22 protein-coding genes are annotated in these 22,737 nt (G+C 70.5%); 9 read left to right on the top strand and 13 right to left on the bottom strand.

Annotated features, from left to right (window positions below; all coding sequences use genetic code 11):
* The first annotated feature begins 10 nt into the window (after window positions 1–10).
* Entirely contained in the window at window positions 11–2,176 is a 2,166-nt protein-coding gene (locus ACQEU1_RS36485) for an ATP-binding protein (RefSeq protein ID WP_433212373.1), read from the top strand.
* A 2-nt stretch (window positions 2,177–2,178) separates the two neighbouring features.
* Here the strand turns inward: ACQEU1_RS36485 and ACQEU1_RS36480 are convergent, their stop codons facing one another.
* Window positions 2,179–2,787 carry a LysE family translocator gene (locus ACQEU1_RS36480; RefSeq protein WP_433212370.1) on the bottom strand — a complete coding sequence of 203 codons (609 nt, stop codon included), beginning with the start codon at window positions 2,785–2,787 and terminating at the stop codon, window positions 2,179–2,181.
* Window positions 2,788–2,806: 19 nt separating this feature from the next.
* The gene (locus ACQEU1_RS36475; RefSeq protein WP_433212367.1) at window positions 2,807–3,415 is read right to left on the bottom strand and encodes a LysE family translocator; all 609 of its coding nucleotides are present in this window, start codon (window positions 3,413–3,415) and stop codon (window positions 2,807–2,809) included.
* Between the two features lie 231 nt (window positions 3,416–3,646).
* On the opposite strand from ACQEU1_RS36475, the gene ACQEU1_RS36470 reads away from it, so the two are divergent.
* Together ACQEU1_RS36470 and ACQEU1_RS36465 are read left to right on the top strand one after the other, a co-directional pair.
* Window positions 3,647–4,237, top strand: a complete 591-nt coding sequence (locus tag ACQEU1_RS36470) for a PadR family transcriptional regulator (RefSeq protein WP_433212364.1) — start codon at window positions 3,647–3,649, stop codon at window positions 4,235–4,237.
* Window positions 4,234–5,376 (top strand): FAD-dependent oxidoreductase, encoded by a 1,143-nt coding sequence (locus ACQEU1_RS36465; protein ID WP_433212361.1) that lies wholly within the window; start codon window positions 4,234–4,236, stop codon window positions 5,374–5,376. The genes ACQEU1_RS36470 and ACQEU1_RS36465 overlap by 4 nt, the downstream gene beginning before the upstream one ends.
* On the opposite strand, the gene ACQEU1_RS36460 is transcribed toward ACQEU1_RS36465, so the two are convergent.
* Together ACQEU1_RS36460 and ACQEU1_RS36455 are read right to left on the bottom strand one after the other, a co-directional pair.
* A complete protein-coding gene (locus ACQEU1_RS36460) occupies window positions 5,361–6,032 on the bottom strand; it encodes a response regulator (RefSeq protein WP_285639118.1) in 672 nt (223 codons plus the stop codon). The two genes, ACQEU1_RS36465 and ACQEU1_RS36460, sit on opposite strands and share 16 nt — an antisense overlap.
* Window positions 6,029–7,570 carry an ATP-binding protein gene (locus ACQEU1_RS36455; RefSeq protein ID WP_433212357.1) on the bottom strand — a complete coding sequence of 514 codons (1,542 nt, stop codon included), beginning with the start codon at window positions 7,568–7,570 and terminating at the stop codon, window positions 6,029–6,031. The genes ACQEU1_RS36460 and ACQEU1_RS36455 overlap by 4 nt, the downstream gene beginning before the upstream one ends.
* Before the next feature lie 172 nt (window positions 7,571–7,742).
* Between ACQEU1_RS36455 and ACQEU1_RS36450 the strand changes: the two genes are divergently transcribed.
* From ACQEU1_RS36450 to ACQEU1_RS36440, 3 genes are read left to right on the top strand one after another with little or no spacing between them, the layout of a single operon-like run.
* Window positions 7,743–8,717: a Bug family tripartite tricarboxylate transporter substrate binding protein gene (locus ACQEU1_RS36450; RefSeq protein WP_433212354.1), complete on the top strand. Its 975-nt coding sequence runs from the start codon at window positions 7,743–7,745 to the stop codon at window positions 8,715–8,717.
* Window positions 8,714–9,205, top strand: coding sequence for a tripartite tricarboxylate transporter TctB family protein (locus ACQEU1_RS36445; RefSeq protein WP_433212352.1), 492 nt, complete (start codon window positions 8,714–8,716; stop codon window positions 9,203–9,205). Before ACQEU1_RS36450 ends, ACQEU1_RS36445 begins: the two co-directional genes overlap by 4 nt.
* Window positions 9,198–10,694: a tripartite tricarboxylate transporter permease gene (locus tag ACQEU1_RS36440; RefSeq protein ID WP_433212349.1), complete on the top strand. Its 1,497-nt coding sequence runs from the start codon at window positions 9,198–9,200 to the stop codon at window positions 10,692–10,694. The genes ACQEU1_RS36445 and ACQEU1_RS36440 overlap by 8 nt, the downstream gene beginning before the upstream one ends.
* Here the strand turns inward: ACQEU1_RS36440 and ACQEU1_RS36435 are convergent.
* The gene (locus ACQEU1_RS36435) at window positions 10,691–11,281 is read right to left on the bottom strand and encodes a TetR/AcrR family transcriptional regulator (protein ID WP_433212346.1); all 591 of its coding nucleotides are present in this window, start codon (window positions 11,279–11,281) and stop codon (window positions 10,691–10,693) included. The genes ACQEU1_RS36440 and ACQEU1_RS36435 overlap by 4 nt on opposite strands.
* A gap of 10 nt (window positions 11,282–11,291) precedes the next feature.
* Window positions 11,292–12,080 carry an SDR family NAD(P)-dependent oxidoreductase gene (locus tag ACQEU1_RS36430; protein WP_433212343.1) on the bottom strand — a complete coding sequence of 263 codons (789 nt, stop codon included), beginning with the start codon at window positions 12,078–12,080 and terminating at the stop codon, window positions 11,292–11,294.
* A gap of 110 nt (window positions 12,081–12,190) precedes the next feature.
* Here ACQEU1_RS36430 and ACQEU1_RS36425 point away from each other — a divergent pair, with 110 nt between their 5' ends.
* Window positions 12,191–15,175: a BTAD domain-containing putative transcriptional regulator gene (locus ACQEU1_RS36425; RefSeq protein ID WP_433212340.1), complete on the top strand. Its 2,985-nt coding sequence runs from the start codon at window positions 12,191–12,193 to the stop codon at window positions 15,173–15,175.
* On the opposite strand, the gene ACQEU1_RS36420 is transcribed toward ACQEU1_RS36425, so the two are convergent.
* Complete coding sequence (locus tag ACQEU1_RS36420) at window positions 15,147–15,863, bottom strand: hypothetical protein (RefSeq protein ID WP_433212337.1); 717 nt, start codon at window positions 15,861–15,863, stop codon at window positions 15,147–15,149. The two genes, ACQEU1_RS36425 and ACQEU1_RS36420, sit on opposite strands and share 29 nt — an antisense overlap.
* A gap of 90 nt (window positions 15,864–15,953) precedes the next feature.
* Window positions 15,954–16,757 (bottom strand): calcium-binding protein, encoded by an 804-nt coding sequence (locus ACQEU1_RS36415; protein WP_433212334.1) that lies wholly within the window; start codon window positions 16,755–16,757, stop codon window positions 15,954–15,956.
* Between the two features lie 141 nt (window positions 16,758–16,898).
* On the opposite strand from ACQEU1_RS36415, the gene ACQEU1_RS36410 reads away from it, so the two are divergent.
* On the top strand, window positions 16,899–17,264 hold the full coding sequence (locus ACQEU1_RS36410; RefSeq protein ID WP_433212331.1) for a helix-turn-helix domain-containing protein: 366 nt from the start codon (window positions 16,899–16,901) through the stop codon (window positions 17,262–17,264).
* 45 nt (window positions 17,265–17,309) lie between these two features.
* Here the strand turns inward: ACQEU1_RS36410 and ACQEU1_RS36405 are convergent, their stop codons facing one another.
* The 5 genes from ACQEU1_RS36405 to ACQEU1_RS36385 form a co-directional block, all read right to left on the bottom strand.
* Window positions 17,310–17,900 (bottom strand): ClpP family protease, encoded by a 591-nt coding sequence (locus ACQEU1_RS36405; RefSeq protein WP_433212328.1) that lies wholly within the window; start codon window positions 17,898–17,900, stop codon window positions 17,310–17,312.
* Window positions 17,897–18,511 (bottom strand): ClpP family protease, encoded by a 615-nt coding sequence (locus ACQEU1_RS36400; RefSeq protein WP_433212325.1) that lies wholly within the window; start codon window positions 18,509–18,511, stop codon window positions 17,897–17,899. The genes ACQEU1_RS36405 and ACQEU1_RS36400 overlap by 4 nt, the downstream gene beginning before the upstream one ends.
* A gap of 76 nt (window positions 18,512–18,587) precedes the next feature.
* Window positions 18,588–19,292 carry a lasso peptide biosynthesis B2 protein gene (locus tag ACQEU1_RS36395; RefSeq protein ID WP_433212322.1) on the bottom strand — a complete coding sequence of 235 codons (705 nt, stop codon included), beginning with the start codon at window positions 19,290–19,292 and terminating at the stop codon, window positions 18,588–18,590.
* Complete coding sequence (locus ACQEU1_RS36390; protein WP_433212319.1) at window positions 19,289–20,947, bottom strand: asparagine synthase-related protein; 1,659 nt, start codon at window positions 20,945–20,947, stop codon at window positions 19,289–19,291. The genes ACQEU1_RS36395 and ACQEU1_RS36390 overlap by 4 nt, the downstream gene beginning before the upstream one ends.
* A complete protein-coding gene (locus tag ACQEU1_RS36385; protein WP_433212317.1) occupies window positions 20,922–21,059 on the bottom strand; it encodes a hypothetical protein in 138 nt (45 codons plus the stop codon). Before ACQEU1_RS36385 ends, ACQEU1_RS36390 begins: the two co-directional genes overlap by 26 nt.
* A gap of 276 nt (window positions 21,060–21,335) precedes the next feature.
* Between ACQEU1_RS36385 and ACQEU1_RS36380 the strand changes: the two genes are divergently transcribed.
* Complete coding sequence (locus tag ACQEU1_RS36380) at window positions 21,336–22,544, top strand: ROK family transcriptional regulator (RefSeq protein WP_433212314.1); 1,209 nt, start codon at window positions 21,336–21,338, stop codon at window positions 22,542–22,544.
* Window positions 22,545–22,737 lie beyond the last annotated feature (193 nt).

Here is a 22,737-nt window from a genome sequence, read left to right as displayed (position 1 = left end):
AGATGCGCCGATGACCGTGCGGGGCACTCTGCCTGCTCAGACCACGACGTTCGTCGGCCGCGGGGCCGTGCTCGCCGACACCGAGGCGCTCCTGCGCCGATCGCGGCTGGTCACGCTGGCGGGTGCGGGTGGCGCGGGCAAGACCCGGATCGCGGTGGAGACCGGTCGCGCGATGGTGCGGGCGGCGGCGTTCCAGCACGGGGTCTGGCGGGTGCGGCTCGGGGACCTGCACGACCCGGCGGCGCTGGCCCGCACGGTGGCGACCGAGCTGCGGATCGTCGACAACGCGCCGGAACCCGGCCTGACGCGGCTCGTGGAGTCGTTGAACGACAAGCACTTGCTGCTGATCCTCGACCACTGCGAGCACCTGCTGGACGCGGTCCGGCACCTGGTGCACCACCTGTTGCGCGACTGCGAGGGGCTGACGATCCTCGCGACCTCGCGGGAACCCCTCGGCGTCTACGGCGAGCAGCTGCTGCGTGTCCCGCCGTTGAGCGTGGACGACGCGGCGCGCCTGTTCGTGGAACGAGCCGAGGCCGCGCCGGAGGACGTGACGGCGTTGTGCCGCACGGTGGACGGGCTCCCGCTCGCGGTCGAGCTCCTGGCGGCGCTGCCCGCGGAGGTCGTCGCGGGCGAGGCGCGGGACCTGTCCGATCCCGCCACGCTGGAGCAGGTGCTGGAGTGGACGGCGCGGGACTGCACGGACGAGGAACGCCGGCTGTGGGCGCGGCTGTCGGTGTTCCCCGCGGACTTCGACCTCGCCGCCGCCGACGCGGTGGCGGACGCGGACGTGCGGAAACCGTTGTCCTCCTTGGTGAGCAGGTCGATCGTGGGGACGGCCACGAGTCCCGCCACCGGAAAGACCCGCTATCGGTTGCTGGACACCGTGGCTCAGTTCGGCGCTCGGCTGCTGACGGACGCGGACGAGCCGTTGCGCCGTCACGCCGTGCACTACAGCGAGTTCGTGGACGCGGCCGCCCGCGCGTGGTTCTCGGCCGACGACGCGCTGTGGATGGGCAGGCTGTGGGAGGAGTGGCCGAACATCCGCACGGCGGTGGCGCACGCACTCCGCACACCTGATCTCGCCCCGATGGGCGCCGCCGTGACGATGAACGTGCAGCGGGCGCGCTTCACGTCGTTCGCGGGCATGCTCGGCCAGGCCTGGGACCTGCTCGCGGCCGCCCGCGCGGTGATCACCGAGGCGCCGCTGAGGACGTCGTTGCTGGCTCACTGCGCGTACATGGCGCAGGTGCGCGGCGACGGCGCGGTGGCGTTCCCGTTGATGAACGAGGCACGCGCGTTGCCCCGGCAGCCCATCACGGACATCCACCTCGTGCTCGCCGAGGCCACGCACCTCTTCTTCGTGGACGGTTCAGCGGACTGCGTGCCGTTGTACGCGCACGTCGTCGAACTCTGCCGGCAGCACTCGGCGCCCGGCGACGTCTACATCACCGAGCTGATGCACGCGATGGCGGTGTGCTTCCTGCTCGACGCCGAGGACGCGGACAAGGCCACCACCGCACTGGTCCAGCAGGCTGAGCACAACGGCGTCACGTGGTCGCACGCCTGGGGACTCTGGCACCGCGGCCTCTACGAGCTGCTGCACGGCGACCCGGCCCAGGTGCACCCGCTGGTGATCGAGGCGTTGCGCATCCAGCTGAGGCTCGGCGACACCTGGGGCGCACCGTTCAGCCTGTGGCTGCTGGCCTGCACGTGCGCGGAGCTCGGCGCGTTCGACCGGGCGGCGAGGCTGCTCGGCGCACTGCGGTCGCAGGAACGGATCTCGCGGATCTCGTTCAACGGCATGAGCCCGCTGCGCCGGCAGCTCGACCGCGCGGACCGCACCGTCCGGCGGTCGCTGGGCGACGACTACCAGGTGATCACGACGCTCGGCGCCGACCTGCGCCCGGACCAGGCGATGGCGTTCGCGCTCGAACCGGTGCCGGACTCCGAACGGCGACCGGCGAAGCCGCTGCTGCCGGGCGGCCTGACGCGGCAGGAGTTCACGATCGCCGGCCTGGTCGCGGAGGGGCTCACGTCGAAGCAGATCGGGGCGCGGCTGTTCATCTCACCGCGGACGGCGGACCGGCACGTGGTCAACATCCGGGTGAAGCTGGGCCTGCCGAGCAGGGTGGCGCTCGCGGCCTGGCACCGCACCGCCGCCGGGGGCCGCTGACCTCAGCGGGCGTCTAGGGCCAGTTTCAGGCCCAGGGCCACGAACACCGAGGCGGTCAAGCGGTCGAGCAGGATGCGTTGGCGCAGCAGGAAGGCGCGGGCCCGACCGGCCACGAGGATCAGGATCGGCAGCCAGATCAGGCCCAGTCCCAGGTGGATCGCCACCAGCACGGCGCCCCAGGCGGGTTCGCCCGCCGGCATGAACTGCGGGAGCAGGGACAGGTAGAACACGCCCACCTTGGGGTTGAGCAGGTTGGTCAGCAGGCCTGCGCGCAGCGACGCCGCCGCGCCGGGTACCGGGCGGGTGTCGTCCAGCGAGGTGGCCTTGCGGAAGTTCCAGAGTGCCTTGGCACCCAGGTAGATCAGGTAGCCCGCGCCGAGCCAGCACACGATGTTGTAGGCCACTTCGGACGCCTGCAGCAGCGCGGTCAGGCCTGCCAGGCCCGCCGCGCCCCAGAGCAGGCAGCCCAGGGTGATGCCGAGCACCACTCCCATCGCCGCGCGTTTGCTGCTGAGCAGGGCCGTGCGCAGCACCATCACCGTGTCCAGGCCCGGCGTGAGGACGGTGAGCAACGCGACCAGCGTGAAGCTCAGGAGCGTGGTGGTCGGCATGGGGAGATGAGATCACACGTCAGCGTGCGTCGGCCGCGGTCTTCAAGCCGAACGCGATCAGCGCTGTGGCGGACAGCCGGTCCAGCAGGAGGCGTTGGCGCAGCAGGAAAGCACGGGCGCGGGCGGCCGCGGTGATCAGGATCGGAAACCACAGCAGGCCGATGCCCAGGTGGATCGCCACCAGGACGCCGCCCCACGCCGGTTGGCCGACGGGCAGGAACTGCGGCAGCAGGGAGATGTAGAAGACGCCGGGCTTGGGGTTGAGGAGGTTCGTCAGCAGGCCCACGCGGACCGCCGCGCGAACGGACGGCACCGGGGCGGGTTCGTCCAGCGGTACCGGGCGGCGAGCGTTCCAGAGTGCCTTGGCGCCCAGGTAGATCAGGTAGCCCGCGCCGAGCCAGCGCACGATGTTGTAGGCCACTTCGGACGCTTGCAGCAGCGCGGTCAGGCCGACCAGTCCGGCCGTCGCCCACACCAGGCAGCCCAGGGTGCTGCCCACCACCACGCCCATCGCGGCGCGGCGGCCGACGAGCAGTGCGGTGCGCAGCACCAGCAGCGTCTCCAGGCCCGGCGTGATGACCGTGAGCAACGCGACGAGCGTGAAGCTCAGGAGCGCGGTGGTCGACATGACGCCATCAGAACACGGAAAAGCGGCGCCACCGGAAGAGTTAACACGCCGGACACGAGCGCGGAAGGCTGTCCGCAAAACGTGTCGATCGGCCACTGCGACTGCGCGAGCTCGTAGCCCCGGTGGCGTTGCGGTGCCGTCCGGGCTGCCGGTGTGCCCGCTGGTGAACGGCAAATAGTTGACACTGACTAGTTAGAGCCGGATAGTTGACATCGACCAAGGAGGAGCTGGATGCGGCGCAAGGTGTCGAACCCGTTGGCGCTGGCGGTGCTGGCCCATCTCGTGATGGGCCCGATGCACCCCTACGAGCTGGGCAAACAGCTCAAGGACACGGGCAAGGACCGCAACATCAAGTTCAACCGCGGCTCGCTCTACATGGTGGTCGAGCAACTGCTGAAGGCCGGCTTCATCGCCGCGCAGGAGACCGTCAAGGACACCCAACGGCCCGAACGCACCATCTACGCGTTGACCGACGCCGGACGCACCGAGCTGCACGACTGGATGCGCGAGCTCGTCCGCGACCCGGCCCACGAGTACCCGCGGTTCGGCGTCGCGCTGTCGCTCATCGCGGTGCTCGACCCGGTGGAGGCCGTGGAGTTGCTCGAAACCCGCGCCGAGGCGTTGACGAAGGACCTCGACGAGACCCGCGCGATGGTCGAGAAGGCTGCGGGCGACGGCGTCGAGTGGATCTTCCTGGTCGAGGAGGAGTACCGGATGTCGTTGGCCCAGGCCGAACTCCGCCTGGTCGAGAAGCTCACGGGGGAACTGGCGAAACCCGGCTACCAGCTGCGGTGGCGGGAGATCTTCGGGAGGGAAAGATGAAGGCGTTGGTCATCGGGGGCGGGATCGCCGGCCCCGTCACGGCGTTGGCTCTCAGGAAGGCCGGCATCGAACCGATCGTGTTCGAGGCGTACGACTCCACGGCGGACGGCGTCGGCGGCGTCCTCAGCGTCGCACCGAACGGCCTGGCGGCACTGGAGATCGTCGGGCTGCGACCGGACTTCGGCGACCCCGTCCGCACGATGGTCATGGCGGACGGCCAGGGTCACGAGCTCGGCCGGATCACCGGCGACCCGAGCCGCGTCGTGTGGCGCGAGGACCTCTACCGCAGGCTCAGGGATCTGGCGACGGCCCAGCGGATCAAGGTCGAGCACGGCAAACGCCTGATCGACGTGGAGACGCGGGAGAACGGCGTCACCGCGCTCTTCTCCGACGGCAGCACGGAATCCGGCGACGTGCTCATCGGCGCCGACGGCATCCGCTCGACCGTCCGCACGCTGATCGACCCGGACGCACCGAGCCCCGAGTACGTCGGCCTGCTCGGCTTCGGTTCGTACGCGAGGGAAAGCGGCGTCCAAGCCGACCCCGAGACCATGTACTTCGTCTTCGGGTCCTCGTTCCTCGGCTACTGGGGCGAACCGGACGGCACCGTCGCGTGGTTCAACAACCTCGCCGTCCCCGAACCCCTGACCACGGCCGAGATCGCGAACATCTCCGCCGAGACCTGGCTGGCCCGCCTCGCGGAAGCCTACGGCGACGACATGCCCGCCAAGCGGCTCCTGGAGCACAGCGACACCGTGATCGGCGCCGGGCCGTTGGAGATCATGCCCAGCGTCCCCCGCTGGCACCGCGACCGCATGGTCCTCGTCGGCGACGCGGCCCACGCCCCGAGCGCCAGCTCCGGCCAGGGCGCCTCGCTCGCCGCGGAGTCGGCCGTGCAGCTGGCCCGGTGCCTGCGCGACATCCCCGACCTGACCGAGGCCTTCGCGGCCTACGAACGCCTGCGCCGCCCGCGGGTCGAGGCGATCGCGGCCCGCGCGGCCCGCACCAACAGCAACAAGCGCGGCATCGGTCCGATCACGCGCCTGCTCATGCCGCTCGTCATGAAGACCGTCGGCAAGCGCGCCTTCACCAGGGACCAGAACTACCGCATCGACTGGGACGCTCAGGTCAGCCGGTAGCCGTGCGCGGGGCGGTTCGCCATGCCGTACCGCGGCTGCACCTCGGCCTTGCCGATCGTCACCAGGTGCTCCAGGTACCGCCGCGCGCTCACGCGGGACAGCCCCGCCCGGTCCCCCACCTCCTGGGCCGACAGGTCGTTCTCGCTGTCCCGCAACGCGTCCGTCACCAACCGCAACGTCACGGCGGACAGTCCCTTCGGCATCGCCGGCGTGCGCGGCCGGTGGTGCATCAACGAGTCGACCTCGTCCTGGTCGAGCACCTGCCCGAGCCGCTGCACCTCGATCCGCTGCGCCAGGTACTCGCGCATCCGGTCCAGGAACGCCGTGCGCGTGAACGGCTTCACCAGGTAGTTGTCGACGCCGCGGGACATGGCCTGGCGCACGGTCTCCCGCTCGCGCGCGGCCGTCACCGCGATCACGTCGACCGGCGGACCGCCGCGAGCGCGCAACCGCGACAGCACCTCCAGCCCGGACATGTCCGGCAGGTGGATGTCGAGCAGCACCAGGTCCGGGCGCAACGACTCGACGGCCCGCAACGCCTCGCCGCCCCGGTGCGCCTCCCCGACCACCTCGAACTCGGGCATCGCCTCCAGGAACCCGCGGTGGATCGCCGCCACGGCGAAGTCGTCGTCGACCACGAGCGTCCGCACGCTCATCGGTTCCCCGTTTCCGGCAGCCACACGTCGAACGACGCGCCGCCGAGTTCCGAGTCGGTGATCGCCACCCGGCCGCTGCGCCGGGTCACCACCCTCGACACCAATGCCAAGCCGATACCTCTGCCGTGCGCGCCCCGCGCGTCCTTCGAGGACACGCCCAGGTCGAAGATGCGGCCGCGTTGCGACTCGGCCACACCAGGTCCGTCGTCGTCCACGACCACCCGCACTCCGCTCACCGACGAGCGCACCAGCACCCGCACGGTTCCGCCGGTCTCCACGGCGTCGACCGCGTTGTCGACCAGGTTTCCCAGCACGGTCAACGCGTCGTCACCAGCACGAATGTCCACGGAGCTCTCGGGATCGAGCCGGAGCTCCACACCGCGTTCGTGCGCGGTGGAGGATTTTGCCAGCAACAGGGCCGCCAGCGCAGGATCCGCGTTCGCCCCGTCGATGATGTCGGCCGTGAGGGACCCGGCGCCGCCGACCCGTTCGATGTAGGCGACGGCGTCCGCACCGCGGTCCAGCTCCAGCAGGCCGCCGATGACGTGCAGGTGGTTCGAGAACTCGTGAGCCTGCGCGCGCAGCACCTCCGTCACGGTGCGCTGGCCGTCCAGCTCGCGCAACGCGTCGTGCAGCTCGGTGCGGTCGCGCAACGTCAGCACCACGCCGACCGCGCGGTCGTGCGTCTTGGCCGTCATCCGGTTCGCGACCAGAACCCGTTCTCCCGCAAGGACGAGCCGGTCCGCGACGTCGTCGTCACCGCGGGCGAGCGCGAGCAGCCCGTCGTCCAGGACCTCCGCAGCGAACCGTCCGCGGGGGTTCTCCGCGAGGTCCAGCAACCGCATCGCCTCGTCGTTGACCAGCGCCAGCCGTTCCTTCTCGTCCACCGCGACCACGCCCTCGCGGATGCCGTGCAGCATCGCGTCCCTGGTCTCCAGCAGCTGCGCGATCTCGGCGGGTTCGAGCCGGAACGTCCTGCGCCGCACCAGCTGCGTGATCAACGCGGCCCCGAGCACGCCGATCGCCGCGGCCGCGGCGAGCCAGCCGATCAGCTCCGGCAGGTCCTCCGCGAAGTCGTCGGAGAGCGCGCTCTCCAGGATGCCGACCGACGCCATGCCGATGATCCGGCCGTCCGCGTCGCGCACCGGCACCTTGGCCCGCAACGACGTGCCGAGCGTGCCGGTCTCCGTGCCGACGAAGACCTCGCCGGACAACGCCGACGTCGGGTCGGTCGACACCCGCTCGCCGATGCGCTTCGGGTCGGGGTGGGCGTAGCGGACGCCGTTGCGGTCGGTGACCACCACGTACGTCACGTTGGACGCCTTGCGGATCAGCTCGGCCAGCGGCTGGATGGTGGCGGGCGGGTCGACCGAGTCGAACGCCTCGATGACCGTCGGTAGCCGCGCCACGCTCTCCGCGACCGACAGCATCCGGTCCTTGTAGGAGTCGCGGATCCTGTCGCTCTGCAGTTTGGCGGCGAGCAGCCCGGCCGCGCAGACGGTCATCAGCACGATGACCACCTGCAACGCGAGCAGCAAGGCTCCAAACGAAACAGACCGGCGGAACATGAATGGAATCATGACGCATCCGCTGTGAAACAGGTCACGAACTAAACGACCAATACGGAACTTACGACCTAACCCTTACGAGGCGCCCACCAGTTACCTAGCGTCCCCGCCCAACGTTCGCGACGAGGCGAGGAGTGCTCGGATGACCACGGCATGGAGACGAGCGGTGGCGGTCGCCGCCGCCGGGCTGGTGCTCGCGGGGTGCGGTCAGGGGGCGAAGAGCGCGAGCGGCGGTGACTCCATCGCGAAGCTGGAGATCATGGCGCCCGCCGACCCCGGTGGCGGCTGGGACCAGACGGCGCGGTCGATGCAGTCGGCGGTGCAGGGCGCGAAGCTCGCGAACTCGGTGCAGGTCACCAACGTCGGCGGCGCCGGCGGCACGGTCGGCCTGCAGAAGCTGCTGAACGAGCGTTCCGAGGCGTACCTGATGATCACCGGCCTGGTGATGGTCGGCGCGGTGGAGACCAACGCGTCGGCCGCCCGGCTGGAGGAGACCACCCCGATCGCCCGGCTGACGGCCGAGGACGAGGTCGTCGTGGTGCCGGCGGACTCGCCGCACAAGACGATCGACGACCTGCTCGCCGCCGTCAACGAGAAGGGCAAGGGCGTCTCGATCACCGGCGGTTCCGCGGGCGGCACCGACCACATCCTCGCCGGGATGCTGCTCAAGGCGAAGAACATCGCCCCCGACAAGCTGAACTACGTGCCGTACTCCGGCGGTGGCGAGTCGCTGGCGGCGTTGCTGGGCAAGAAGGTCGACGCGGGCATCTCCGGTGTCGGCGAGTACAAGGAGCAGATCAAGGCGGGCAAGCTGCGCGCGCTCGGCACGTCCGGCCCGAACCCCGTGCCCGAGCTGAACGTGCCCACGTTCGGCGACCTGGGCGTCGAGCTGATCAACTGGCGTGGCGTCGTGGCGCCCGCGTCGATCTCGGCCGAGGCCAAGACCCGGCTCACGAAGCTCGTCACCGACATGCACGCGAGCCAGCAGTGGAAGGACGAGCTCACCAAGAAGGGCTGGACGGACACGTTCCTGACCGGCAGCGAGTTCTCCACGTTCATGGCCAAGGAGATCGGCCGCGTGAAGCCCGCACTGCAGGACATCGGGCTCGTGAAGTGATCACGGCAAAACTCGAGGAGTACGCGTTCGGCGGTCTGGTCGCGGCGATCGGGGTCTTCACCCTGGTCGACGCGACCACGATCGCCGCGCGCGACGACAACGTCGTTGGACCACGTGCTTTTCCTTACGCCGTGGGAGTTCTGCTCGTCGTCACGGGCATCGTGGCGATCGTCGCGACCGCCCGCGGCAAGCTCGGCGAGGCCGAGGAGGGTGAGGACGTCGACGAGAACGTCCGCACCGACTGGATCACCGTGGGCAAGCTCGTCGCGGTGCTGATCGCGCACCTGGTGCTGATCGACCTCGTCGGCTGGCCGGTCGCGGCGGCGCTGCTGTTCTTCGGCGCGGCCTGGACGCTGGGCGCGACCTGGTGGCGGGCGCTGCCGATCGCGATCGTGCTCGCGCTGGTCGTGCAGGTGGTGTTCGCGTACGGCCTGGGCCTCTCGCTGCCCGCCGGGATCTTCGAAGGGGTGCCGTTCCTCGATGGATAGCATCACCATGCTGATGGAGGGCTTCGCGACCGCCGCCCAGCCCGAGTACCTGCTGTACGCGTTGCTGGGCGTCACGCTCGGCACGGCGGTCGGCGTGCTGCCGGGCATCGGACCGGCCATGACGGTGGCGTTGCTGCTACCGCTGACGTACACGCTCGACCCGACGGCCGCGCTGATCATCTTCGCGGGCATCTACTACGGCGGCATGTACGGCGGTTCGACGACGTCCATCCTGTTGAACACCCCCGGCGAGTCCGCGTCCATCGTGACTGCCCTGGAGGGCAACAAGATGGCCAAGGCCGGGCGCGGTGCTGCCGCGCTCGCGACCGCGGCCATCGGCTCGTTCGTGGCGGGCACGATCGCCACGGTGCTGCTGACGTTGCTGGCGCCGACCATCGCGGACGTCGCGGTGCAGCTCGGCCCCGCGGACTACGTGGCGCTGATGGTGGTGGCGTTCACGACGGTCGCGGCCCTGCTCGGGTCCTCCCCCGTGCGCGGCCTGGCATCGCTGGGACTGGGCCTGTTCATCGGCCTGATCGGCACCGACACGCTGAGCGGGCAGCAGCGTTTCACGCTCGGCATCACGACCATGGCCGACGGCATCGACGTCGTCGTGGTGGCGGTGGGTGTGTTCGCGGTCGGCGAGGCGCTGTACGTGGCGTCACGGCTGCGGCACGGGCCCATCGAGGTCGTGCCGATCGGCGGCAAGTGGATGACGGGCGAGTTCTGGAAGCGCTCGTGGAAGCCCTGGCTGCGCGGCACGTTCATCGGCTTCCCGATCGGCACGGTGCCGGCCGGTGGCGCGGACGTGTCGACGTTCCTGTCGTACGCGGCGGAGAAGAAGCTCTCGAAGCGGCCGGAGGAGTTCGGCAAGGGCGCGATCGAGGGCGTCGCCGGTCCGGAGGCGGCGAACAACGCGGCCGCGGCGGGTGTGCTGGTGCCGTTGCTGACGCTCGGCCTGCCCACCACCGCGACGGCGGCCGTGATCGTGGCGGCGTTCCAGAGCTACGGCATCCAGCCGGGTCCGTTGCTGTTCACCAACAACGGCCCGATGGTGTGGGCGTTGATCGCGTCGCTGTACATCGGCAACGTGATGCTGCTCGTGCTGAACCTGCCGCTGGTGAAGATCTGGGTGAAGGTGCTGCAGATCCCGCGGCCGTACCTGTACGCGGGCATCCTGCTGTTCGCCGCGCTGGGCACCTACGCGGTGAACTTCGTGACGGACGACCTGATCGTGCTGCTGGTGATCGGCGTGATCGGCTTCTTCATGCGACGGCACGGTTATCCGGTCGCGCCGCTGGTGGTCGGCCTGATCCTCGGGCCGATGGCGGAGGAGCAGGTCAGGCGCACGTTGCAGATCAGCGAGGGTGACCTGAGCGCGTTGGTGACGAGCCCGTTCGCGGCGGTCGCCTACGGCATCCTGGTCGTGCTGCTCGTGGTGACGGTCGTGCTTCGGTTGCGCCGCAAGAAGTCCGAGGTGACGGTCTAGTCGCGCACGGCGGCAAGCGCCTGTTCGTACAGTTCGAACGCGTCGGCCTTGCCGCCGTGCAGGACCCACAGCTCCGTCGCGGCGTCCACGCACGCGAACACCGTGGCGATGACGCCCATCGCACGGGCGTCCGGGATGTCACCGGAGTCGATGCCCATCCGCTGCTCGATCGCGGGCACCAGCGCGCGCTGCCACCGCAGCCGCTTCTCGAAGTAGCGGGAGCGCAGCGGCGGGTTCGCGAAGATCAGCCCGGAGATCTCCAGCACGCGCTGCGGGGAGTGGTTCGAGGCGGTGAGCATCGTGGTGAACCCCGCCCTCAGGGCGTCCCAGGCGGACATCTCGGCCGGCTGGGACGCGACCGCGTTGACCAGCAGGTCGCCCAGCGCGTCCTGGTCGCTGCAGACCAGGTCCTCCTTGGTGCCGAAGTAGCGGAACAGCGACCGCTGCGACACCCCGGCCTTGCTCGCGACCTGGGCCATGGTCGTCGCCTCGTAGCCCTGCTCCTCGAACAGGGCCAGCGCCGTCTCGACGATCTCGGCGACCGCGGCCTGACGCGACCGCTCCCACAGCGACGCCGACTTCTCCATGCGACCTACCTTAGCTCTGCCGCACCATCCGCCCGACGAGCCTCGCACCCATCGCGCGCGACGCGAAGTGCCGTCCGGCGAACGCCATCAGGCGGTTCGTCCGGCCCGAGATGACGCCGACGGGCGTGACCCGGCGGTCCAGCGCTTTGAGCGCCGTCGTGACGACGTCACCCGCGGTCTGCATCCGCTGTCCTCCCGCCATCTCCTCGCCGGCGACCTCGAAGAACTCGGTGCGCGTGGCGCCGGGTGAGAGCACCATGACGCGCAGGCCCGTGCCCTGGGCCTCGACCCACAGCCCTTCGGTGAAGCTCACCACGAACGCCTTCGTCGCGCCGTAGACCGACGACCACGGCGTCGCCTGGTACGCGGCCATGCTCGCCAGGTTGATCAGGAAGCCGTGACCGTTGGCGCGCAACGGTTCGATGAACGCCCTGCTGATCTCGACGACCGCGTTGACGTCGACCGCGACCTCCTGCCGCAGCCGTTCCGGGTCCTCCTCGTGGAACGCCCCGAAGTTCGCGAACCCGGCGTTGTTGATCAGGCTCGTGACGCCGAACCCGGCGGTCTCGTCCGCCAGGCGTGCGCCGACGCCCGGTTGCGCGAGGTCCGCGGCCACGACGTGCGCGGTCACGCCGTGTTTCGCACGCAGCTCCGCGGCCAGTTCTTCCAGTCTGTCCTTGCGTCGCGCGACCAGCACGAGGCTCGATCCGCGTGCCGCCAGCCGCCGCGCGAACTCCGCGCCAATGCCCGAACTCGCCCCGGTGACCAGCACCGTCTGCTTCCCGAAGTCGACTCCCATGCCGACAGCGTACGCCAGATTGGCAGTCACTGCCAACCTGTCCATTTCTGCCTGAATTCATCGGTAACGTTGCCCCGGCAGGCACGATCTTGGGGCGTGGGAGGACAACGGTGATCCGGCGGCCCCGGCTCGAGGGGCTGCTCTGCGCGACGAGGCTCACGACGCTCGTCGCCCCCGCCGGGTACGGCAAGACGACGCTGCTGACGCAGGCGCACACCGACCGCCCGGTCGTGTGGCACACCTGCCAGGAAGGCCACCGGCTGCTGCAACCGATGGCCGCCGCGCTCGCGGCGGGCTGGACGAGCGTGCCGTCGGTGTCCGGAGAGGACGATGCCGGGCGCGCGCACGCCCTGGCGGCGTTGCTGGCCGACGCCTGGCCGCCGGACGTGCTGGTCGTGCTGGACGACGTTCACGTGCTGCGGCAAGGAGATTCGGCCGCTCAGCTGCTGGAGGCGCTCTGCCTGCAGGTGCCGCCGAGCGCGCGGCTCGTGCTGTCCGGGCGCGCGCCCGCGCCGTTCTCGTTGCGGCGCCTGAAGGTCGACGGGGACCTGACGGAGATCAGCGCGGCACAGCTCGCGTTCACGGCGGAGGAGACGGTGGCGGTCGCGGGGCACGACGTGCAGGACGTGACCGGCGGGTGGCCGATCGCGGTGCGGCTGGTCGCGGAGACAGGGACGGTCGAGGAGCTCGGCGACCTGGTGGACGAGGTGGTGGGGCGCGAGCCGCCGGCCACCCGCGAGCTGCTGCGGACGGCGGCCGCGTTCGACCGGTTCACGATCGACCTGCTGACGTGTCTGGGGCACGAGCGGGCGCCGGTGATCCTGCCGGACCTGGCCCGGCGCGGGTTGTTCGTGGAGCACGTCCGGGCGGAACCGGGGTGGTTCGCGCTCGTGCCGCTGGCGCGCGAGTTCCTGGAACCGGCCGCCGGAGTCCACGCCGACGCCGCGCGCTGGTTCGTGTCCCGCGGCGAGTACGTGCGTGCGGTGGATTCCCTTGCCGCATTGGAAGATTGGCCTGGCGTCACGGCGTTGCTCGGCGACGTGCTGCGGACTCGTGGCGCGGACGCCGTGCTGGCCGCGACTCGTCTCGTACCGGAAGCGGAACGCACGGCCGAGGTGTGGCAGCTCGAAGGCGTGGCGCACCAGTTGCGCGGGGAGTGGTTGCCGGCGGCGGACCGGTTCACCCAGGCCACGGCTGATGGCCTCACCGCCGAGCTCGCCTGGCGGATGGCGTGGATCCAGCACCTGCGCGGTGGTCCGCAGGACGCGTTGAAGATCTGCGACGGGTACCTGCCGGACGGCTCCGATCCGGCGGCGGAGTCGATGGTGCTGAGCACGGCGGCGAGCGCGCACTGGGCGTTGGGAGATCTGGAGTCGGCCGCTGCCAAGGCTTCCGCCGCGTTGAAGACCGCCACGAACGACGCGGGCACGGGCACCGCGCACACCGTGCTGGCGATGGTCGCCGCGGCACAAGGGAAGCGCGACGCGCTGACGGAACACTACGACCTGGCTCTGGACCACGCGCAGAAGGCCGGGGACGTGCTCGGCGTGATCCGGATCCGGTCGAACCGCGCGTCGCACCACGTCGAGGCGGGTGAGCACCGGGCGGCGTTGCGGGAGATCGAGGAGATGCTGCCGCTCGCGGACGTCACCGGGTTCGCCACCTACCGGGCGATCGGGCTGCACAACCGCGGCGAGGCGTTGCTCGGGCTGGGACGACTGGACGAGGCGGCAGCCGATTTCCACGCGGCGCAAAAGGTCTTCGACGCCGCCGGGAGCTGGCTCGCGGCGGCACCGCTCGTGTACCTGGGCGAGGTGCACCGGTTGCGCGGGGACCGGGCGCTGGCGGGGTTCGCGTTGCAGGAGGCGTTGCGGCTCGCGTCGGCCAAGAACACCGTGCCGCACCTGGTGCTCGCGCACGTCGGACTGGCCGAGCTGAACGCGGTGGACGATCCCGACGCTGCTCGGGCGCACGCCCGCACGGCGCTGGACCTCGGCGAGAGCGTGGCGGCGTTGCTGGTGCTGGCGCGGCTCGACGAGGCGAAGGACCTGTGCCAGGAGGCGGCGGAGATCGCGACCCGGCGCGGTGACCGGGCGGGGTTCGCGCGGTCGTTGCGGCTGCGCGGCGAGCTCGAACGCGACCCCGCGTTGCTGGACCAGGCGCTGACGTTGTGGCGGGAGATCGGCAACCCGCTCGGCGAGGTCGGCGTGCTGACGGCGCAGGCGGCCCTGATCGGTGGCGCGGCAGGGGAACACCTGGCGCTGGAGGCCCGCCGGCAGGCCGCGGACCTGGGTGCGCGGGTGCTCGCCGAGGCCGCGGCGGCCGTGGCCGAGACGTGCCGCCGGGCGAGCAGGCCCGCGTTGTTCATCCAGACGCTGGGAGGGTTCCGGGTGCTGCGCGACGGCGAACCGCTGCCGCCCGCCGCGTGGCAGTCGCGCAAGGCCAGGGACCTGGTGAAGATCCTCATCGCGCGGCGCGGCCGGCCGATCACCCGCGAGGCGCTGGGAAACCTGCTGTGGCCGGACGAGGAACCGGAGAAGGTCGCGAACCGGCTGGCGGTGGCGTTGTCGACGGCGCGGAGCGTGCTGCGGGCCGGTACGGGGATCGTGGCCGAGGGCGACGCGGTCCGGCTCGACCCGGACGTGCTGCCCGTCGACGTCGTCGCGTTCCTGGCCGACGCACGGGCCGGACTCGCTGCTGCCGCAAGGGAATCGTCGGAGGCGCGGTCGTTGCTGGCGGCCGCGGAGTCCGCATACCACGGGGACTTCCTGGAGGAGGACCCGTACGAGGACTGGGCGGCGCGGCTGCGCGAGGAGGCGCGGTTGATCTACCTGCAGGTGGTGGCGGTGCTCGCCGCACGGGCCGAGTCGGGTGGGGAGCACGCGCTGGCCGGCAGGTACTGCCTGCGCGTGCTCGAACGCGACCCGTACGACGAGCCGGCGCACCTGATGCTGGTGCGCGTCCTCGCCGCGGCAGGGAGTCACGGCGAGGCTCGGAGGAGCTACCAGACCTACGTCACGCGGATGCGGGAGATCGACGTCGACCCGCGCCCGTTCCCCGGCGTGCTCAGGGAGAGCACACGACGTAGGGCGTGATCGACCAGCGGATGGCCTGGCCCTGCGCGTCCGCGCCCTCACCGGTGACGGTCGCGCCGGGCCCGTTCGTCGTGACGTCCTCGATGATCGCGCCACCGACCGCACCGCCGGCGCTGATCACCTGCTCGTTGCCCTGGCACGCAACGGACTTCGCCGCCGTCTTGGTGACGACGACGCTCGTGGTGCCGCCGCGCAGCGTGAGACCTGGCCTCGTGCCGCAGATCGCGTAGGCCGTGACGTCGCCCGTCGACTCGACGAGGGCGCTCTTGAGGTTGTTCTTGGGCGCCATCTTGGTGAAGTGGCCGGTGGTTTCGCCTGCGACGCCAAGGGTTTTCCTATTGCCGGAACAGGACGCCTCGGCGAACTTGTCGCCGCTCTTGGACACCAGCGTGAAGTCGCCGGGCGCGCAGGTCGCGCGTACCGTGACCGTCCATTGCTGGCCGGTGCCCGCGCCGTGCTCGACCGCGGTGACCTCGACGCTCGTGAGGTCGGCTGCGGGCTTCAGGCGCGTGATCGTCGTGCGCTCGCCGGTGACCGCGCCGCCGGTGCCGACGACCTTCGTGCCCGCCGGGCAGCTGACCTGGACCGTCTTGGCCGCCGACGACGCCGGGCTGGTGGCCTGCACGGCCACCGGGTCGTCGTCCACCGGGCTCGTGACCACGCTCAGCACGAGCAGGGCCGTGCTCATCACCTTCACGTCCATCCCCCTTCAGGTCCGCGGGCCGTTGGGGGCCCGCGGACCTGAAGGATGCCGCGCTCGATTAAAGCCGCCTTAAGGTCAGGGGCAGCTGACCAGGACGTCGCCCGCCTCGGCGTCGAGGCAGGTGTCCACGCCGAGACCGCCGTTGAGCGTGTCGTTGCCGGCGGCGCCCCAGATGAGGTCGTTGCCGTTCAACGCGGAGATGCTGTTGGCGAGCCCGTTGCCGACGAGGTGGTCGACGAAGTTCGTGCCGGTCAGGTTCTCGACGTCGCCCGCCACGTAGTCCTTGAGCGCCAAGGTGTCGTAGCCGTCGTCGGTGCCGGACCCGATCGTGACCGACACACCCGAGTTCGGGTGCAGCGAGCTGCCGGTGCTGTAGTCGACCCGGTCCACGCCCGCGCCGCCGTACACGTTCACGCCACCGCGCTTGGGCCGCAGCACGTCCACGCCGTCGCCACCGCTGATCGTGCCCCTGGCGCGGGTCTCGATGACGTCGTTGCCCGCCTCGCCGTACACGTGGGCCGGCATCGCGTCGGCGTTGGTGTTGTCGTAGGCGATGTTGACGCGGTCGTTGAGGTCGTTCGCCCGGATCTGGATCGACGTGATGAGCTTCGTCGCGCCCGACTCGTACGTGCAGTTGGCGTTGGCGCCGCCGAGCGAGCAGCCCGCGCCGACCGCGATGAGGTCGCCGGAGTCGGTGACCGTGAGGCGGTGCAGCACCGGGTCGAGGCCGACGGTGATGTTGTTCGTCTTGCCGGGCTCCGCCTCGACGATCAGCACCTTGTTCTGCACGTACACGGTGGTGTGCGGCGCGGCGTGCGCGACGGCGGGCATCGCGATCGCGGCGAGGGCGGCGGCGCCCAGACCGATGAGCAGTCTCATGTTCTCCCCTTGGTCGGCTTGGCTTGCGGGGAACAGCCTGCTCAGCGCTCTTCAGGTCACCTTCGAGTGGATTTAGGGCGGTCTTTCTGCTGGTAGCAGAACGGCGGCTGGGGGCGGCCGGGGTGCTGTCACCATGGCGACATGGCGGAGATCCTGGACTTCAAGCGCACCCCGGAACCCCTGTGGCGGGAGGCCCTGGGCCGCAAGCTGCGCGAGACGCGGGAGGACCTCGGCGAACGCCTCGTCGACGTGGCCGATCGGGCCGGCATCTCGGTGCAGTACCTGTCGGAGATCGAGCGCGGCCGCAAGGAGCCGTCGAGCGAGATGATCGCGGCGGTGGCCGGGGCGCTGGGGATCGACCTGGCGGACCTGCTGATCGGCATCGCCGGGCAGGTGCGCAACCTGCGGGCGGGCGGCGTGGTCGGAGGAAACCAGTTCCACACCTCGCGCCCGGTGGGCCGGCCTTCCGGCCCGGTGGCGATGGTCGGCGCCTTGCTGGCCGCGTAGCGCGCGGGCCGCCGACCGGCCAGGCGGCGGCCCTGAACGCGCCGGTCACGGGCGTTGGTCCAGCACGCGGTCCACCAGGCCGTACTCGACCGCGCCCGGCGCGTCGAACACCCGGTCGCGGTCCGTGTCGTGGCGCAGCTCCTCGACCGTGCGACCCGTGTGGCGCGCCAGGATGGCCTCCAGCTGGGTGCGCACGCGCACGACCTCGTCCGCCGCGAGGATCAGGTCCGGGATGGTGCCCCTGCCCTGCGCCGCCGGCTGGTGCAGCACGACCCTGGAGTGCGGCAGCACCGAACGCCGCCCTTCCGCCCCGGCCGCGAGCAACACCGCGCCCGCCGCCACGGCCTGGCCCACGCACGTCGTGGCCACCGGGGCCTTGATGTAGCGCATGGTGTCGTAGAGGGCGAGCATCGCCGAGGGGTCGCCGCCCTCGCAGTTGATGTAGAGGTTGATCTCCAGGTCCGGGTTGTCGGCCTCCAGGTGGAACAGCTGGGCGATCAGCGCGTTCGCGACGCCCGAGTCGATGCCGGTGCCGAGGTAGACGATGCGTTCGGACAGCAGGTGCGAGTAGACGTCCATGACGCGCTCGCCGCGGGCGTCACGGGTGATGACGTTGGGGATGGTGTAGGTGCTCATGCGACGACTCCCGAGTGAAGGCCGAGCTTGTGCTTGCGGACGGGGACGACCTGCCCGAGGTCCCTCACCACGTGGTCGATGAAGCCGTACTCCATCGCCTGCTCGGTGGTGAACCACCTGTCGTGCAACGAGTCCGTGAAGATCCGCTCGAACGGCTGCCCGGTGTCCTCGGCGATCAGCCCGAGCACGGTGTCCCTGGTGTGGCGCAGGTCGTCGGCCTGCACCTCCACCTCCACGGCGGACCCGCCGATGCCCGCACTGCCCTGGTGCATCAGGATCCGCGCGTGCGGCAACGCGAACCGCTTGCCCTGCGTACCGGCCGACAGCAGGAACTGACCCGCGCTGCACGCCAGCCCGATGGCGAGCGTCGCCACGTCGCACGGCACGAGCCGCATGACGTCGCGGATGGCCAGCATCGACGGCACCGACCCACCCGGCGAGTGGATCCACAACGCGATGTCCTGCTGGGGGTCCTCGCTCGCGAGCGACAGCATCTGGGTCGCGAGCACCGTGCCGTTGTCGTCGTCGAGCGCGCCGTCGAGAATCAGCACGCGCTGGGCGAAGAACCGTTCTCGCAGCCCCTGGCTGAAGAGCTTCTCGGTGTTGGTCATGACACCGACGATGCCGAACAGCGCGGCCGCTCCGCCTCTTTCTCTGCTGACGGCAGATCAGCCCACAGCAGCGCTCTCAGACCGCCAGCACGCGCCGGTAGGTAGGCGGAATCGGATCGTCGAACAGGTCGGTCACCGGTTCCCCGTCCGTCTCGATCCAGGCGTGGAACGACTGGGGATCACTCGCCACCCCGAGACACCACAGCACCTCGCCGCCGCGCAGGGCGGCGGTGAGGGCGGCGGTCAGCGAGAGCTCCAGGCACGCCACCCGGCCGGGGTGGAACCGGCTGACCCGCTTGGCGGCCGCAAGCGCTTGCAGGGCCTGGGAACCGGTCGCGTCCCGTCGCGCCCGCACGCGCTTCACCAGCTTGAAGACCTTCACGGTCCGGCGGAACGGCAACCTCAGCAGCACCAACGCCATCGGCAACGCGAACAGCGCCACCAGCGTCGGCCGCAGCGCCGCCGGTCCGCGGGATCCCAGCGCGATCGGCACGCCACCGCTGCCCCGCACGGGGTTCTCCGGTTCCAGCAGACCGCGTTCGACCAGCCCGGACACGCAGCTCTCCGCGTGCTGCCGGATCTCCGCGCGCGGCACGCCCGGATAGCGGTCGGCGAAGCGCTCGGCACCGAGGTCGACACCGTGCTCGCGGATCACCGCGAGGAGCTCGTTGCCCGTCCGGTTCAGCCTGTGCCACTGCCCCGTCGCCACGTTCAGCAGGATCAGACCTCCGTCGTTCTCCGCCGTCACGTGCACCGAGCCGGGAACCACGAAACGCGTCATGTCGCAGCCACTTCCCTCTCGCGCAGCCACACCTCGACGGCCAGCACCTGGTTGAGCGCGCCCCACGGCACGCGCCGCCCGTTGACCGCGTCCTCCAGCGCCGCCCGGACGGGCACCGGGTCGATCAGCTCCAGTTCGGCGGCCGCCGAGTCGTTCAGGTACTTCCGCAACACCGGGGCAGCACGCCGCAGTCCGGCGTACGCCTCGCGGGTGTAGTCGCCCTTCGTCTCCCGTGCCAGCACGCGGTCCGGCACGAGTCCGTCCAACGCCTTGCGCAACAACGGTTTTGCCACCGCCGGGTCCGCACGCCGGAAGGCGGGCACCGCGATCGCCGCCCGCACCACGGCGGTGTCGAGGAACGGCGCGTGCACGTCGATCCCCGCCAGCTCACCGACCTCCCGGTGCACCCGCTGCGTCAGCCCGTGCGACCGCAGCTGACTGAGCACAACGGACTCACCGGCGTCCACATCGGACTCCTGCGCCGCCACCGACCGCGCCTGCGCGGCCAGCGACTCGCGCGCGGACGGCGCCAGCCAGTCCACCTGCGGCACGTCCCAGCGCGCGATCACCGAGACCTCCCAGGCGGGATCCCCGGCCGGACGCCCGCGTTCGAGCGTGTCGGCGAGCCGCAGCAACGCCCGCCGGCGTCCCAGCCCCGCCATGACGACGGCACGCCGGAACACGGTCAACGGAGACCGGTGCCGCAACCGCGCCCACGCGAAGCAGTGCCGCCAGAGCGTCGTCAGGTCGCCCCGCCGCGCCAGGTCGATGAAGTACGCGCCGGGAGCCCACAGCACCGCGTCACCGCCGTCCCCCATGAGGTGGACGCCGGCACCCAGCCCCGCCGCGGCGGCGAACCGGAAACGCGCAGGGCCGCAGGCGATCGACGCCGGGTGCGGTTCCTCTCCCAGCGACACCAGGTCCTGGTACGGGAGGCTGTCGTCCGGCAGCGCGATCTCCACCGGCGCGAACCGCCGTTCCGAGGCGACGTACGACCGGACCCGGTCCAGGTCGTCGGTGATCGGCGAGTCCCGGTGGTAGTGCGTGAACACCGGCAGCTCGCCGACGTCGTCCAGCGCCAGGTAGGCCAGCGACGTGGAGTCCAGCCCACCGCTGAAGTCCGCCGTCAACCGCCTCGCGGACCCGGCCCTCGCCCGCACCGCGGCCACCAGGGCGTCGCGCAGCATCCGGGCCGCGTCCGCCGTGGTCAGCGAGGGATCGACCCGCAACGGCGCGTGCGGGCGTTCGGCCGGCACACCGTCCCTGATCTCCAGCGCGTGGCCGGGCCGGACCCGCCGGACACCCTCGACGAAGCTGCGGTTCTCGAAGAGACCGGCACCGTCGAGGCACGCCAGCCGTGTCGCCAGGTAGACGCGGTCGAGTTCGGTGCCGAGGTCACCGGCCTGGGCGGCGAACCGCCCGGACCGGTCGTAGTAAAGCGGGAACTGCCCCACCGGATCAGCGAACAACGTCGTCTCGCCCGGCCGCCGCAGGATCGCCGAATAGCAGCCGATCTGGTTTGTCACCGAATGGTGGTCGCCCGTTTCCAGAGCGCGCGCGAGAACGGAGTCTTCGGCAAGACATTGGCCGAAAACATCGAGTGAACCGGACGAGGCAGCGCCCGAAACGCTACGCGTAACCCTGACCGGAGGCATCGCCGGCACTGTTGCTGCTCCCGAAGGTGATGTCGTACACCGATCCCAGGTCGGACAGCACCGGAGGTTCGTAGTCCAGGTCAGCCGCGGGGCGGATGGAGTCTTCGTTCACCGAACACACGCCTTCATCGAGGTGAGACAAGGCGGAGAGCGTACCCCCGGCAGGCACAGGCCAACCATCCAGCGTACCCAAGTCGAGATGAACCAGCTAGAAGCCAGTTCGCCCAAATGATTCCATCTCGACACGAAACAATTTTCGGAAATGTCACGCCGCGTATCGCGGCCCTCAGAGTGCGAACCGCACACTTGGCGGCTTCCGTCTGATGCCCCGGACGCCGCTACGATTGTCTGGACCTTCATTTCGAAGCTGAGGGTGGGGAGGCATCTGGTGCCGAGCGGCGACAGGCATGCCCGAGACCTGATCTGGGGTCAATCCTCGGACGCCCATCGCGGCTACAACCGCAGACGCGTTCTCCGCGCGATCATGGTCTCCCCCGCCACCCAGGTGAGGCTCGCCAGGTTCACCAAGCTGTCCCAGGCGACGGTCTCCGGAATCGTGCAGGACCTCCAGCGCGAAGGCCTCGTCGTCGTCGACGGCACCGACAGCGAACGCGGCAAGAAGGTCAGCCTCACGTCCGTGCGCGGCGTGGCGATCGGCGTCGAGGTCAGCTACGACTCGATCTTCGTCGCCGCCCGGCGCGTGGACAGTCCCCGCGTCGAGGCGGACAGCTCCAGCCGCGGCGCCGAGCACGGCAGCCAGGCGTGGATCCGCGAGTGCGTGCAGCTCATCAAGGAGGTCGTGCGGCGCACCGGGCTCGGCGAGTCCGACATCGTCTCCATCGGCCTCGGCATCCCCGCCGCGGTCGAACCGCGGACCGGCACGATCTCGCAGGTCGCCTGGGCGCTCGACTGGGAACGCGGGATGGATCCCGGCGCCCGCCTGCAGGAACACTTCCCGAGCGTCCCGGTGATCATGGACAACGAGGCGAACTTCGCAGCGTACGGCGAGTACCTCTACGGAGGAGGCCGCGACGCCGAGACCGTGCTTTTCGTGAAGTCGTCCACCAGTGTCAGCGCCGGGCTGGTCATCAGCGGCCTGATCTACCGCGGCCGGCACGGTCTCGCCAGCGAGATCGGACACCTCGTGATGGATCCGCAGGGCGTCGTCTGCCAGTGCGGCAACCGGGGTTGTCTGGAGACCGTCGTCGGTGGTGCGCGCCTCGTCGAACAGGTCCGCCGGGCCTACGTCGGCTACCGCGTCGACCTGCCGACGAGCCTCGCCAACGTGGTGGAACGGGCCAAGAGCGGCGATCTGCTGTGCCGCCGCGTGCTCCAGGACGCGGGCCGCGGCATCGGGATGGCGCTCGCGCGGACGTGCAACCTGCTCAATCCCGAGAAGGTCTTCATCGGCGGCGAACTCGGCAGGGCGGCCGACCTCCTGATCGAACCCGCGACCGAGATGATGCGCCAGCACGCGCTGGGCGGCATGTTCAACTACGTCGAACCGATGACGGTCGAGGCGTCCGAGCTCGGCCTCCAGGCAGGCGCCCAGGGTGCCCTCGCGTTCGCCCTCAACGTGGATCGCACGCCGAACTGAACGAGGCGGGACTTCGAATTCAACGTGATCATCGGTCACGTCACACGATCACGCATTTCCTAAAGAATTCGTTGTCGTTATCTCACACCGATTTTAGCCTTGTGATGGCGCCACACTTCACGTCAGCAAGCCGAATTGCAAGGGGGCCCACCATGACCGCCTCGCCGGACAGGTCCGCTCGACCCACAGGCCG

Source organism: Lentzea sp. CA-135723 (genome assembly GCF_050936595.1).
Taxonomy (GTDB): domain Bacteria; phylum Actinomycetota; class Actinomycetes; order Mycobacteriales; family Pseudonocardiaceae; genus Lentzea.
The sequence above is the reverse complement of the archived record's forward strand: the minus strand, read 5'-3'. Positions and strand labels throughout refer to the sequence as shown.

Coding starts and splice junctions, on each gene's coding strand:
- ACQEU1_RS36475 (WP_433212367.1), bottom strand. CDS start 3,415: ATGTCGACCACCGCGCTCCTGAGCTTCACGCTCGTCGCGTTGCTCACG.
- ACQEU1_RS36465 (WP_433212361.1), top strand. CDS start 4,234: ATGAAGGCGTTGGTCATCGGGGGCGGGATCGCCGGCCCCGTCACGGCG.
- ACQEU1_RS36390 (WP_433212319.1), bottom strand. CDS start 20,947: ATGCCTCCGGTCAGGGTTACGCGTAGCGTTTCGGGCGCTGCCTCGTCC.
- ACQEU1_RS36485 (WP_433212373.1), top strand. CDS start 11: ATGACCGTGCGGGGCACTCTGCCTGCTCAGACCACGACGTTCGTCGGC.
- ACQEU1_RS36460 (WP_285639118.1), bottom strand. CDS start 6,032: ATGAGCGTGCGGACGCTCGTGGTCGACGACGACTTCGCCGTGGCGGCG.
- ACQEU1_RS36400 (WP_433212325.1), bottom strand. CDS start 18,511: ATGACCAACACCGAGAAGCTCTTCAGCCAGGGGCTGCGAGAACGGTTC.
- ACQEU1_RS36420 (WP_433212337.1), bottom strand. CDS start 15,863: ATGAGCACGGCCCTGCTCGTGCTGAGCGTGGTCACGAGCCCGGTGGAC.
- ACQEU1_RS36405 (WP_433212328.1), bottom strand. CDS start 17,900: ATGAGCACCTACACCATCCCCAACGTCATCACCCGTGACGCCCGCGGC.
- ACQEU1_RS36450 (WP_433212354.1), top strand. CDS start 7,743: ATGACCACGGCATGGAGACGAGCGGTGGCGGTCGCCGCCGCCGGGCTG.
- ACQEU1_RS36470 (WP_433212364.1), top strand. CDS start 3,647: ATGCGGCGCAAGGTGTCGAACCCGTTGGCGCTGGCGGTGCTGGCCCAT.
- ACQEU1_RS36430 (WP_433212343.1), bottom strand. CDS start 12,080: ATGGGAGTCGACTTCGGGAAGCAGACGGTGCTGGTCACCGGGGCGAGT.
- ACQEU1_RS36395 (WP_433212322.1), bottom strand. CDS start 19,292: ATGACGCGTTTCGTGGTTCCCGGCTCGGTGCACGTGACGGCGGAGAAC.
- ACQEU1_RS36410 (WP_433212331.1), top strand. CDS start 16,899: ATGGCGGAGATCCTGGACTTCAAGCGCACCCCGGAACCCCTGTGGCGG.
- ACQEU1_RS36415 (WP_433212334.1), bottom strand. CDS start 16,757: ATGAGACTGCTCATCGGTCTGGGCGCCGCCGCCCTCGCCGCGATCGCG.
- ACQEU1_RS36480 (WP_433212370.1), bottom strand. CDS start 2,787: ATGCCGACCACCACGCTCCTGAGCTTCACGCTGGTCGCGTTGCTCACC.
- ACQEU1_RS36435 (WP_433212346.1), bottom strand. CDS start 11,281: ATGGAGAAGTCGGCGTCGCTGTGGGAGCGGTCGCGTCAGGCCGCGGTC.
- ACQEU1_RS36440 (WP_433212349.1), top strand. CDS start 9,198: ATGGATAGCATCACCATGCTGATGGAGGGCTTCGCGACCGCCGCCCAG.